General features: G+C 48.9%; 13 protein-coding genes. 2 read left to right on the top strand and 11 right to left on the bottom strand.

Going from position 1 to position 12,811, the window contains the following annotated elements; translation table 11 throughout:
- Positions 1-276 precede the first annotated feature (276 nt).
- Positions 277-1,257, bottom strand: coding sequence for a hypothetical protein (locus tag FHP88_RS03480; RefSeq protein ID WP_144357598.1), 981 nt, complete (start codon positions 1,255-1,257; stop codon positions 277-279).
- Positions 1,258-1,981: 724 nt separating this feature from the next.
- Here FHP88_RS03480 and FHP88_RS19320 point away from each other — a divergent pair.
- Positions 1,982-2,113 (top strand): hypothetical protein, encoded by a 132-nt coding sequence (locus tag FHP88_RS19320; protein WP_260843149.1) that lies wholly within the window; start codon positions 1,982-1,984, stop codon positions 2,111-2,113.
- A gap of 151 nt (positions 2,114-2,264) precedes the next feature.
- Positions 2,265-2,564 (top strand): DUF1488 family protein, encoded by a 300-nt coding sequence (locus FHP88_RS03475; protein ID WP_144357597.1) that lies wholly within the window; start codon positions 2,265-2,267, stop codon positions 2,562-2,564.
- 69 nt (positions 2,565-2,633) lie between these two features.
- On the opposite strand, the gene FHP88_RS03470 is transcribed toward FHP88_RS03475, so the two are convergent.
- The 10 genes from FHP88_RS03470 to phnH form a co-directional block, all read right to left on the bottom strand.
- On the bottom strand, positions 2,634-3,503 hold the full coding sequence (locus tag FHP88_RS03470; RefSeq protein WP_144357596.1) for a helix-hairpin-helix domain-containing protein: 870 nt from the start codon (positions 3,501-3,503) through the stop codon (positions 2,634-2,636).
- A 42-nt stretch (positions 3,504-3,545) separates the two neighbouring features.
- Positions 3,546-5,930: a Lon protease family protein gene (locus tag FHP88_RS03465; RefSeq protein ID WP_144357595.1), complete on the bottom strand. Its 2,385-nt coding sequence runs from the start codon at positions 5,928-5,930 to the stop codon at positions 3,546-3,548.
- A 283-nt stretch (positions 5,931-6,213) separates the two neighbouring features.
- Positions 6,214-7,002, bottom strand: coding sequence for a phosphonate metabolism protein PhnP (gene phnP / locus FHP88_RS03460; protein ID WP_144357594.1), 789 nt, complete (start codon positions 7,000-7,002; stop codon positions 6,214-6,216).
- Entirely contained in the window at positions 6,995-7,564 is a 570-nt protein-coding gene (gene phnN, locus FHP88_RS03455; RefSeq protein WP_144357593.1) for a ribose 1,5-bisphosphokinase, read from the bottom strand. Before phnN ends, phnP begins: the two co-directional genes overlap by 8 nt.
- 4 nt (positions 7,565-7,568) lie before the next feature.
- Positions 7,569-8,744 carry an alpha-D-ribose 1-methylphosphonate 5-triphosphate diphosphatase gene (gene phnM, locus FHP88_RS03450; RefSeq protein ID WP_260843148.1) on the bottom strand — a complete coding sequence of 392 codons (1,176 nt, stop codon included), beginning with the start codon at positions 8,742-8,744 and terminating at the stop codon, positions 7,569-7,571.
- Complete coding sequence (gene phnL, locus FHP88_RS03445) at positions 8,722-9,432, bottom strand: phosphonate C-P lyase system protein PhnL (RefSeq protein ID WP_144357591.1); 711 nt, start codon at positions 9,430-9,432, stop codon at positions 8,722-8,724. The genes phnM and phnL overlap by 23 nt, the downstream gene beginning before the upstream one ends.
- An 18-nt stretch (positions 9,433-9,450) precedes the next feature.
- Positions 9,451-10,230 carry a phosphonate C-P lyase system protein PhnK gene (gene phnK / locus FHP88_RS03440; protein WP_144357590.1) on the bottom strand — a complete coding sequence of 260 codons (780 nt, stop codon included), beginning with the start codon at positions 10,228-10,230 and terminating at the stop codon, positions 9,451-9,453.
- A complete protein-coding gene (locus tag FHP88_RS03435; protein WP_144357589.1) occupies positions 10,227-11,084 on the bottom strand; it encodes an alpha-D-ribose 1-methylphosphonate 5-phosphate C-P-lyase PhnJ in 858 nt (285 codons plus the stop codon). The genes phnK and FHP88_RS03435 overlap by 4 nt, the downstream gene beginning before the upstream one ends.
- Positions 11,081-12,196: a carbon-phosphorus lyase complex subunit PhnI gene (locus tag FHP88_RS03430; RefSeq protein WP_144357588.1), complete on the bottom strand. Its 1,116-nt coding sequence runs from the start codon at positions 12,194-12,196 to the stop codon at positions 11,081-11,083. Before FHP88_RS03430 ends, FHP88_RS03435 begins: the two co-directional genes overlap by 4 nt.
- Position 12,197: 1 nt before the next feature.
- Positions 12,198-12,809 (bottom strand): phosphonate C-P lyase system protein PhnH, encoded by a 612-nt coding sequence (phnH, locus tag FHP88_RS03425; protein ID WP_144357587.1) that lies wholly within the window; start codon positions 12,807-12,809, stop codon positions 12,198-12,200.
- Between the last annotated feature and the right edge of the window lie 2 nt (positions 12,810-12,811).

The following is a 12,811-nucleotide window of genomic DNA, read 5'->3' as shown; positions in this document are numbered from 1 at the left end:
CCGTATCAGATGATGGGTACACCATTTTATAGGAGATGTGATAGTAGCCAGTATTAGGTAGCGTGAAAACACAGAGAATGTATGCTTATCTATATGCTGACGAATAAGAACAAAATTACTTTTCTTTGCCCGTTAAGCTTAACTGTTTTAAAGCCAAGCGGGGCGTTTCAGTTCACAAAGAGTCACCTTACAGTGATGGAATAGAGTGTAGTTAAATTAAAATGAGAGGGTTGTGCGCAATCTGGCGGTGAGGTCCAAATTTTGATAAGACACTGACTAATACAAATTGGCAGCGCCATCAGGCCGGGTTTTAAACATTTTCATTATCCATAAATATTGAGATGGGCATATCCGGATAATCGATTCAAGTGATTGGTTCATTAATACCGTATCTTCAAAATCATCCCCCTGGGGGAAATCCTTAATCGCCGGTAAAACATGTACCTGATATTGTCGAGTTTCCTCATCGTAACAGGAGATACAGGGCAAAATATCCGCTTTGCATGTTTTTGATAACCGGCCTAACACAGGAACACTGGCTTTTTGCTGGCCAAAAAATGGGGCGAAAATGCAGCGCTCTTTACCCAGGTCTTCATCCGGCAAGTAAAACATGGCGCAACCAGCACGCACATCTTTTATTATTGGTCGTAAGCCAGAGTCTCGGGTGTAAATCAACGTGCCATGGCGCGCACGACCTTTGGCGACAAACCAGTCTATCAGTTTGTTTTTCATGGGATTAAATGGACCCGTTATGGGGAGTCTCATTGTTATTGCAGATACTGCGGCCTCAAGCCCCATGCTATGGGCCGTCATGAAAATAATGGCACGATTATTGGCCAGTGAACGTTCGATATTCTCTTCGCCTACAATCAAGATACGCTTTTTAAGTTGTGTCTTTGAGCCCCACCATATAAGGCCATAATGCAGCATGCTTCTGACGTAATGTTGAAAGCAGTTCTTTAGAATGGCCTCTTTTTTTGCCGCCTCAAGCTCTGGGAAGCATAATTCAATATTTGTGCGTGCGATATGTTGACGCTTTTTATTTGAATTTCTCATCAGGTCCCCCAGCTTATTCGAGAGTGTATCCTGAACAGAGGCGGGGAGGCGTGAGACAACAAATAAAAGCAATACTAAGATCCAGGTAGACCAGTATTTAGGCAATAAATAGTGTGACTTAAATCGAGTGTCATAGATGAGCGAGCTTTTTGCGCCTTTTTCGACGGATGGCAAATCTGGGCTATTATTTGCTGGGTTCATGTTTAACTATAAAATACTTGGTCAGTTATTTTTTTGTTTGTTCATTACAAAACGGCTGGCTTTTATGGGTGTAATCATTGGCTAGACTGATGCACGGTTAACAAGGCACTGCAGCCTAAATGAAAGTCCAATATTGATTATCGGCTCAGCAAATCATCCCACAACCTCATTACCAACGGCGATTATATCAACAATCTTGGTAAGTCCTAGCGATTCATAAAGCTGCCATGAATGTAAGCTTCTTGATGCAATAAACAAGATGGCAGAAACGCTTCTATAGGGGGCTGTCAAGAATGGTAAGACTATTCTGCTAATCCGTTCACTTGCCTTATGGTGAGAAAATAAAGCAGCTATTATAGGCTCATTAAGCTATATTGGACCTATATCCCCCCTCTCTGATGGCAAAACATGCTGTTACCTCCGAAGGACAGGTGACACAGATAATCCGGCAGATAAAGCCTGAAATGATTACTCTTAACCGCGCTGTATTCGAGATTACGCCATCAATCGGCAGTCGCGAACTGCCTTGAGCGGTTATGAAATCACCAGTGATAGAGCCGAAAACCGTCACTTTTTTCTCGATAATGTTACAAAGAGAACTGCGTGCGGCGGTATTGTGACCGAATGCCAACAATTTTCACGGGATGCACTATTACCGTCCTCGGAGTGAGTATTGGCCTAGATTGGCCGACTGAAACAAGACAATCCGTAAGAGGTATGCACCATGAGTAAAGGACAACAGAGCAATAAAGAAGCGAAGAAAAAGCCAGCTATGACACTGCAGGAGAAAAGAGCCGCGAAAAAGTCGAAGAAGGAGACCTCTTCACCTTTTCTTGGTAATGATCGGACACGGTGAGTTTTTGGGGTTGGGGGCAGTATGGGATAAGGGATAACCCTCTCTTCCAGGGAGGGCTGATGTCGCCTTTTTATCCTCCTCAAATGAGGAGGAGTGTGTAGACGAATCCTAAAATCACAACGCAATTTTATCAAAATACACAGGAGTTAATATGCAGTTAACCCGACATGGATCAGCCGCTTCAGGAAGCACAAAGGTTTCGTTCCCTCGATTAGAGTGCTGGAATGCCACTGCTAAAGTGGCAACTGTTGCAGCTGAAGTGGATAAAAAGCGCATTTTGTGCCGAATTTCGTTAGATATTTTGATTGATAAGTTTGGTGCCACGCGCGAAGACCCCATGCAATCCGTAGCCCAACATCGAATGGCTATACAAGAGGCCGCAAGCAGGCTTATTGAAAGTAATACCTATGAAGAGGATGGATCGGTTCTGATCCGCTCAACTGACCTCTAGCTAACTATCTATATCGGCTACTGACGTAAAACAATTATGATTTTTACCTGGGCAGTATGAGTCCACTCACTACTGTTTACATGTTGTTGATGGCTCAATGTAAAAATTACTGCACTCACTTTCCCGGCCGCGCACTACCCGTCTTCCCTTTAAGTCGCCATGGGTTTCTGTGACCACCGTATGCTGGCCTTCCTGATGGTGGTCATCGTAAAAGTAAATGACCACCCAATCCCGCTGTTTGTTCAATTGATGAGCAAGCGCTGAATTGGAGTAGAGTGCTGTGAAGTGCCAGCCGTCTTGGTCAGTATGCAGGATCGGTAGCCACGCTTCATGTGTTGGATTAAACCGCTTGGGTGCAATCAGCGGCAAGGCTCCAGCTATCGTGCTTTCCAGGTAGAGGCGATCTATATCCAGTAGAAGAGCAATGCTTGGCGCTGTGCTGGTGGTGACTTGATGTGTTCTTTTTGCGCGGCCAAGTATGGCAGTAAGTGAAGCGCGTATTGCGGCCAGTCTGCGTTTACCAATGCCTTTCGTGCTGTCAAGTGTGCTGTTATAGGCAGCCACTTCAAGGGCTTCCAGGGAGTCAATATGCAACTGCTGATAGATATTCTTTGCAAGCTCTTCACCAATGCCGGGAACTGTCTGTAAAAGATGAATGGGATCCAGGTTTCCACGCAGGCGTTCCAGTTGAGACCAGTGGCCCGTGTGAATGATTTCGGCAATGGTGGTTGCGATACCCTGACCAATGTTTGGTAAAGCAATGAGTCCCTTGCTACCCGATTGCTTGAAAATCTCCCCGACATCTTTTTCCAGCTGATTCAGCGTCTCTGCTGCTCTTCTATACGCGCGGATACGAAATGGATTGGCTGATTGTTGCTCCAGTATTTCAGCCATCTCATCCAGTTTCTGGGCAATCCTTTTGTTGAGTTCACTGCTCATGGTTGCCTCCTAATCATCACTTGATACAGGTTATGAGTGGCCTTATTCCTCTTTCATGCTGGCCCCCGCATAGTGTAGGCGAAGTGCAATCCACTCTGCCAACTTGACCTGAATAAGAAAGTTGAATGTCCCTTCTGGATAGATGCCCTCTTCATCAGGTATGCCTGCGGGCAGGCCAGAGAGTAACGCCATCGCTTCTTCTGCGTGCTTTATTGCAAAGATATGGAACAGCCCTGCGGCACTCGCCTCAATAATCTCCTGTTTCAACATGAGATCTTTTGCGTTGGAAAGGGGGATGATGACCCCTTGTTCACCGCTGAGACCCCTGGCTTTGCAGATGTCGAAAAATCCCTCAATCTTCTGGCAGACTCCGCCAATGGCCTGCATCTCGCCGTGTTGATTGATTGAGCCGGTTATGGCTAATGACTGTTTGATTGGTATATCGCCAATAGCAGAGAGTATCGCGCAAAGTTCGGCAGCTGAGGCACTGTCCCCTTCAATTTGGCCGTAAGTTTGTTCAAATACCAGGCTGGCAGTCATTGAAAGTGGTTGATTTTTTGCATAGCGTTGCCCCAGGTAAGAAGTGAGGATCAATACACCTTTTGAGTGAATTGGGCCGCCTTGTTTGGTTTCCCGCTCAATGTCGATAAACTCACCGCCCCCGATACGGGCTGTTGCACTGATACAGGTGGGTGCCCCAAAAGTATGATCGCCCAGTTGCAAGTATGAGAGTCCGTTCACTTGAGCAAGTTGCACGCCTTTGGTTTCAATCTTGATGATGTCTTTTTGAATGGCCTCTTGGAGTTGTTGCTGATATTGGTTGCCGCGGAATGTCTGAGCCTCGATAGCCGCATCAACATCTTTCTGTCTGATCCTGTTTTCTTTTTGTTGCTCGGCGTGGTAATTGGCCTCCTGTAAAAGATCCAGCAGGGTGCTCATATGCAGCGATATTTTGTCCCCGTCCTGGGCAAGGCGACTGTTGTGCTCGATGATCCGGGCAACACCATCGCGCGTGATGTCACGAATCCCTTCGCGTTTCTGCAACGTGGCAATCAGCCGTGCGTACAGCAGTTCATTATTGTCGTCCCGCGGGAATCGTTCTGAGAAATCTGCGGCAACCTTGAACAGTAATCCAAATTCTGGATCATACTCTTTCAGTAGATAGAACAGTTCCCGGCTGCCTACCAGGACAACTTTCAGATTCATTGGAATCGGTTCAGGTTCTAACGAGATGGTGCTGATCAGGCTGAGTTGCCGTTCAAGGGACTCGATACGTATTTCGCGCGACTTGATAGCGCGTTTCAAGCCATCCCAGGCAAATGGGTTGGTCAGCACTTTTTCCACATCCAGAATAAGATAGCCACCATTGGCTCGGTGCAGGGCACCCAACTTGATCAGGGTGAAATCTGTCTGCAAGGTGCCCATGCGTGCAAGGTGTTCAATACGTCCCAAGAGATTCTGGTAGGTCGGATTGTCTTCAAAGATGACGGGGGCCCCCAAGGTATCTGCATTGTCTACCAGGACGTTGACGCGATAGCGGGTGAACCCCGGATCAAGTGCCGTGACATTGTGTTCTTCAGACTCGCCTGCCAGCCGGAATTGATCAACATTTTCAATAATGTCTTGTTTTATATGAGTCAGATAGGCACTGATTTTTTCATCCTGCTGATACTCCTTTTCCAGCTCCGCCATGAATTCTGTGACGGTCAACTCCATCGTCTCTCGATTGAGTTTACTGAACCGCTGTTGCATCTCGCGCTGCCATTCCGGTATGTGGCTCATCGTCTCTTTGAGCTGTTTTTTTATCGTTTCAAGACCTTCATTCAGCTTCTTCTGCTCTTCTTCCGGTAATTCGTCAAATTGCTCCGTTGAGAGCATCTTTCCTTCTTTAAAAGGGGCTAGGGTAAAACCTGTAGGGCCTTGCATCAGGGTGATGCCCAGTCCTTCCGCCTTTTCTCCAAGGCGTTTCACCATTTCTCGTTCGCGTTGGCTGAGATCTTCCTGGATCTCTTTGGCGCGTCGTTGGTACTCATCGCCACGAAAGGCTGCTGGTATGGCCTGGATCAGGTTATCAATCAGCTGAGCCATATCACGTTGCAATTTACGTCCGGTACCCGCCAGAATACCAAGCGCTGTGGGGTTGTTTGGGTGTTGGAAGTTCGCGACATAACACCAGTCGAGCGGGCAGGGTGCATCCATCGATTGTTTGATAAGGGCTTCATGCACCAGGGTGTGACGTCCGAGTCCATGGGAGCCCATGACATAAAGGTTAAATCCAGCATGGGGCATGCCAACGCCAAATTTTATCGCCTCCAGCGCCCGCTCCTGACCGATTGTTTCGGATAAATGCTCCAGTTCCGCGGTAGTCTCAAAGGTAAGGAGTTTCGCGTTGCACGCGTGATAGAGTTGATGGGGTTTTAACAACATCTACTGTTCTCCTCGTCATGAGCGGAACTGTGAAATCTGATTTATTATAGAAACAATCAGTTACAGTTCATGGTCTTGGGTAAAGATGCCTCTAGCATTATAGACTCAAACATCGAAGTCTCTCTATCCTAGGTTAAGCATAACCACGCCTGCTGTCCCGTGCCATGCGCTAGCACAATTAACCTACGCGGCAGTACGCTGTTTATACCTAAGTACAACAGGCCAGGTCGATATGATGTTGGAGATTCATTTGTTGCGCTATAGGCGGACTGCAGGGTATGGCTTAAAGCTGTTCATAGGTCTTATTGGCAAGGAGGTGAAATCGCATGCCATCCTGCGCTATTTGGATATTGTCAGGTAGCGTATTTGGATTGTGTAAGAGCCAATGTTCAAAGCGGTGACTGATATGTGTCAGCCATGTCTTGGTGGGTGTCAGTTGTTGAACGATTTCTAGGGCGCTGTTTAGATCATTGTGATTATAAATGATGTTGCTGGAGGGTGGTTCAGCACAGTCAAGTATCAGATAATCCGGGTGCTTGTTTTTGAGGAAATCTTTAGTAACTACCGGTAGACCTGAGGTGTCGCAGATATAGGCGAGCCGGTTGCCCCCATATTCCAGTACATAGCCTAACGTGGGTTTTGAGTGATTCAGTGGGAGTGCGGTCAGTGTGAAATCATCCCAATCAATGGTATCCAGTTCGCGAAAGGGTTTTTGAAATTCAAAAATACCCGGGTGTTTGTACAAGTCATCACAACCGATGGGGTCGTCTGGACGATAGACGGGGATTTTTCGATCATATTCAGACCAGCGTAGATTAAATAATCCCTGCACATGATCCATGTGAAAGTGGGTCAAAATAATGCGCGCGATTTTCTCTACACTATAGCAATCCGCCAGGTCTGTTCTTCCAGCATCAATCAGTGTTATACCATTAGGGGAAGTAATCGACAGGCCCGCTGGCTTACGCTTGAAAGTGGTGATGTTTTTTGCCCGGACACAGACGGTACAGCGACAACCCCATACCGGTATCTGTGCGGCATCACCCGTGCCGGTAAATCCGATCTCAAGCATCTGATGTTTCCTTTGCAAGTTGCTTTATCAGCTTTTCAAATTGCTGTACTGCTTCAACCAGGGTTCCATTGTTGTCGAGAATATGTAGCGGTTCACTGATTTGTGTCTGATAGTCGCGCGCGCGTTGTATTCGCAATGCTATTGTTGCTTCATCTTCCCGGCCACGCGCAATAAGGCGGGATCTGAGTGTCGATTCATGGGTCATTACCAATATAGGAACCAACTTGTCTTGATAGCGTGATCTTGCCTTATCGAGATAGGACCTGGAGCCATTGACTATCACTGAATGATTGGCCTCTAACCAGGCATCCACTTCACAGCCGATAGCATACTTATTCTGATTGGCTTTCCAATGCATGGAAAACAGGTTTAGGGACTTACGGAGTTCATATTCAGCATCCGATAATTCAATATGGTTTTCTCCCCCCGACTGCCAGTGACGGGTAATATATCGATGAGCGATGATCAGGCGAGACTGAGAATGCAGTTGCTTCCTTAATCGGGAGAGTATGGAGTCCTTTCCACTGCCGGATGGACCCATGAGATAGATCAGTTTTCCCATGCGTCTAGTACACCCGTTTTCCGGCTTTCCACACATGCTCAATATGGATGTGATCATTGGTGCGATTGCTCCAGATCAGATCCGCCTGTGCCCCGGATTCAATCCGTCCCCGGTCTTTTAATTTAACCGCATCGGCTGGATTGCGGGTCACCAGAGAGACGGCCGCTGACAGGTCATAATCGTTTGAATCCAGTTCTGCAATTTTAAAAGCGGCATCAAGCAGACTGGCTGGATAATAGTCACTCGACAGGATATCCAGAACACCCTCTGAGGCTAACTCATAGGCCGCAATATTGCCTGAGTGTGAACCACCCCGCACGACATTAGGTGCCCCCATCATGACAAACATGCCTTTTTTATGTGCCGCAATGGCGGCTTCGGCGGTGGTCGGAAATTCTGCTACCACCATGTTGAGATCATGTGATTCATCCACGTGTGCCTGGGTAGCATCATCATGGCTGGCCAGGGGGATACTGCGTTGATTACAGAGTGCGCATATCGCCTTGCGATAAGGGTCGCTGTATTGACGACTGGCTTCAGTCTGGCGTTCGATAAAGGAGGCTAGTTCGCTGTCCGATAGCTTGTACTTCCCTTGATAGTACTGCCGATATTTTTCCAGGCTGGCAAACTGTCGCTGTCCTGGCGAATGATCCATGACCGAGACCAGCTGGGCGGTATTACCTTCCATCAGGGAGAGGAACATCTCCAGTGTGTCGGCATGGCTCACTTCACAGCGTAGATGCAGCAAGTGTTCCGCGCGACTTAAACTGCGTGCCTTGGATTCAGTCAGTGCGGCTACCATGCGTGTCAGGTTGTTGAGTCGTTCACTGCCTTCTATGACATCGCCGATGGAGACGGCGTCAAACACGGTCGTAATTCCGGCACTGATCATCTGGGCATCATGAACCTTGAATGCCTGTATGCCCGGCCAGGCAACACCGGGGCGGGGCGTGAAATGTTTCTCCATATTGTCTGTATGCAGTTCGATCATACCCGGTGTGACATAGCCACCCTGACAGTCAATCACGCCGGGTAGGTTTACCCCGCCTTGATCAATGGATTGAATAACGCCTTGGTCAATGGTTAATGTCCCATTGATGACCTCGTCCGGCAGTACAATTTGTGCATTGGTTAAAATCACAATATTTTCCCTTGCGTTAATAATTCGCGGCTGCGGCATAGGTCGTCTGGTCTAGATCAAATAGCTGGCTGGCGACTGTTTCACGCACCTCGATATCGTGAAAGATACCGACCACTGCCGTTCCCTGTGCCAGGGTTGACTGGATCAGTTCCACGACTACATGCGCGTTGCGTCGATCCAATGAGGCGGTTGGTTCGTCCAGTAACAAGATTGGATATTGGGCAATAAACCCCCGCGCAATATTTATCCTTTGTTGTTCGCCACCGGAGAATGTGTTTGGAGCCAGCGGCCAGAGCCGTTCTGGAATATGCAATTGGCGCAACAGTGTACAGGCCCGTGTTTCCGCTTCGTCATCGGCAATGCCACGCTCACGCAGTGGCTGCTTTACTACGTCAAGGGCCGATACCCGTGGAATCACGCGGAGAAACTGACTGACGTATCCCAGCGTCTCCTTACGTATCTCCAGTTGCTGGCGACTGCCAGCCGTTGCAAGGTCAACCATTTGCCTGCGATGCAAAACATGGATGCTTCCGCTGCTGGGTAAATAGTTGGCATACAGCGTACGTAGCAGGGTACTTTTACCTGTGCCGCTTTCACCATGCAGTACCATGCATTCGCCGGCTTTTACTCGCAGATTGATATTGTTAAGCACTTGCAGCTCTGCGCCACCTTGATTGTGCAGGGTGAAGCTTTTTGATAAGGCTTTAACATCGATAACCGTATTCATTTCATCACTCCTGTTGCATCATGGAGTCAGTACTGAAGAGACCAGTAGCTGTGTGTAGGGTTGTTGTGGGTCGTCTAACACCTGATCAGTAAGACCACTCTCTACAATATGTCCGTGCCGCATCACGACGAGGCGCTCTGCCAACAGACGGGCAACGGCCAGATCATGGGTGACAATCACTACCGCCAGATCAAGATGGGTGACCAGGTTCCGTAGCAGATCCAGCAGACGGGCCTGAACCGAAACATCTAGTCCGCCCGTTGGTTCATCCATAAATACCAGTCGTGGATGAGTGACTAGATTGCGCGCAATCTGTAGTCTTTGTTGCATGCCGCCAGAGTAGGTGGTGGGTTTGTCATCGATGCGATGGATATCCAGTTCCACATCCTGCATCCACTGCAAACCGCGTGCCCTGATATCTCCATAGTGTCGTTCGCCTACGGCCATCAGGCGTTCGCCTATATTAGCCCCGGCGGAAACACCCATGCGCAGGCCGTCTCTGGCATGCTGATGGACCATGCCCCACTCAGTGCGCAATAATCGGCGACGCTCGAATTCAGAAAGCGCATAGAGGTTCAACCACTGGTTATCCCTGTTGCGGTAGCATATCTCGCCTGCAGTAGGTATCAGTCGGCCAGAAAGACAATTAAGCAGTGTCGATTTCCCCGAGCCCGACTCACCCACGATTCCCAGTACTTCTCCAGGATAGAGCTCAAAGTCAATGGCCTCACAACCCTTTTCGGGTGCGTAAAGCTTGGTGAGGTTTTTGACCTGTAACAGTGGTTCCTGAGATATCATGCCACGGCCTCCTGTTGAACACGTTGACTGCAGTAATCGGTATCGGAACAGATATAACTCCGGGTGCCCTGGTCATCCATGATTACTTCATCGAGGAAGCTATGATCGGATCCGCAGATAGCACAGGTCTCGTCCCAACGTTGTATCTCGAAGGGGTGATCGAGAAAGTCGAGGCTGAGGACTTCGGTATAGGGGGGGACGGCGTAGATGCGCTTCTCCCGCCCGGCTCCAAACAGTTGCAGTGCAGGTATGCGATCCATCTTCGGATTATCAAATTTTGGAATAGGTGATGGATCCATGATATAGCGACCATTAACCCGTACCGGATAAGCATAGGTCGTGGCGATTGAACCATAACGGGCAATGTCTTCGTAGAGCTTGACGTGCATTACGCCGTAATCTTCCAAGGCGTGCATTTTGCGCGTCTCCACTTCACTCGGTTCAATAAATCGCAGGGGTTCAGGAATGGGAACCTGATAGATCAGTATCTGATCGGCTTGCAGCGGTACTTCGGGAATCCGATGACGTGTCTGGATCAGGGTTGCCTCACGGGTCTTCTCTGTGGTTTTTACACCGGTTAGATCTTTGAAGAAGGTGCGGATACTGACAGCGTTGGTCGTATCATCGGCACCTTGATCAATCACCTTCAATACATCGTCTTGTCCAATGACTGCCGCCGTTAGCTGTATGCCGCCAGTACCCCAACCGTAAGGCATAGGCATCTCCCTTCCACCAAATGGAACCTGATAACCGGGTATGGCAATCGCTTTCAACAGTGCACGGCGAATCATTCGTTTGGTCTGTTCATCAAGATAAGCAAAGTTGTAGCCATCCCGAATAGTTGCGGCATTCATGCTGGCTTCTCCTGTGACGTTGAAACCACTGATTTCTTGTTTTGTAATCTCCTCAACAGTTCAAGTTCGGCCTGAAAGTCGACGTAGTGGGGGAGTTTGAGATGGGAAACAAAACCAGACGCCTCGACATTGTCGCAGTGGGAAAGTACAAACTCTTCCTGCTGTGCTGGCGAGGTGCGCTCTTCATCATAGCTGTCCGCCTGTAGTGCACGATCAACCAGCGCCATTGCCATGCATTTGCGCTCACTTTGTCCAAAGGCAAGACCATAGCCCCGGGTAAATTTGATTTCACCCTCTGGAAGTCGGCTAAAACCGTTGATCATTTCACACTCGGTAACCTGCAGGGTGCCGATCTCAATGGTGAATCCCAACTCATCCGGGGTGAGGCAGAGTTCGACATCACCGAAACGAATCTCACCAGCAAAGGGGTGATTGCGCCCATAACCCCGCTGGGTTGAATAGCCCAGAGCCAATAGAAAGCCTTCATCACCCCGTACCAATGATTGGAGTCGTGCGCTGCGATCACAGGGATAGCTGGGTGCATCCTGGGTGATATCTGCTGGCGGTGCACCATCATCGATCTCTTCAACGAGCAGTGCTTCACGCTCCAGCATGGGCAGCACCCGACTCATCAGGAGCGGGTCTGAATCTGCAGGGTTATCTGAGGTTTGTTCGGATGCAGATTGTCCGGTTTCGATGGGGCCTTCGGCCAGCAGTTTGAAATCAAGCAGGCGATGGGTGTAGTCGAAGGTCGCGCCCAGCACTTGACCGCCAGGCAGATCTTTGAAGGTAGCCGAGATACGTCGTTCTACCTGCATCTTGCCTGTGTCAATGGGGTCAGTCGTATAGAGTCTACTGAGTGTCGTGCGATAGGCGCGGAGCAAGAAAATGGCTTCAACCAGATCTCCGGCTGATTGCTTGATCGCCAGTGCCGCAAGTTCACGATCATAGATTGAGCCTTCGGTCATTACCCGATCCACGGCCAGGGGTAACTGTTCGTTGATCTGCTCTACCGACAGTTCAGTGACAGCGGTATCGCCCCGCCGACGTTTTGCCAGTAGTTTATGTGCCTGGCTGATGGCCTGTTCACCACCCTTTACAGCAACATACATATCAACACACCTCCAGTTGCGTGGTCCTTGGAATCGCAACCAGCGACTGCGCTGCAGTAAAAATAAAGTCAATGCCTAACGGGAAAGTATCAGGACGGTCAGACAGATAGCGAATAACGGCTTGGCTGAGCCCGGCAATGGCAATTTGGCGTTCTGTTTTGATGCCGGGCCCGGAGAGTTTCAGTGTTGTACTGTTCTGGTCAGTTGACGGAGATGCAGAAATCGCCTGAACCTGCAAAATCATAGTGCAGTTACGTTCTGGATATTCCGCCGTACCCTTTGCAAAATCATCCAGTGTGGCAATCTCTCCGGCATAGGCGAGGGCAAACTGCGCATCCAACGGCTGTCTGGCCAGCGGCATACCGGTATGAAAATGCAGGTTGTGTTGAATCTTTGGGTTACTGAACTCTTTTGATAACCAGAGAGGCGTTTGCTGATCAAGCAAAGTCTGGCAGACGGCAAAGGTGCTGGGATAGAGGTGTTCCAATGCTTCTGGTGAGGCTGCCTCAACAATCACACCTGGTTCACTCATCGCCTTGAGTACTTTTCTGAAGGTCTGCTGGGCGTCGCTGACAGGGTCTGCAAAGCCAGCAACAATAGCGGTGTTTTGCATAA

This window comes from Sedimenticola selenatireducens, from assembly GCF_007625115.1.
In the GTDB taxonomy this organism is placed as follows: Bacteria; Pseudomonadota; Gammaproteobacteria; order Chromatiales; family Chromatiaceae; genus Sedimenticola; species Sedimenticola selenatireducens_A.
The sequence above is the reverse complement of the archived record's forward strand: the minus strand, read 5'-3'. Positions and strand labels throughout refer to the sequence as shown.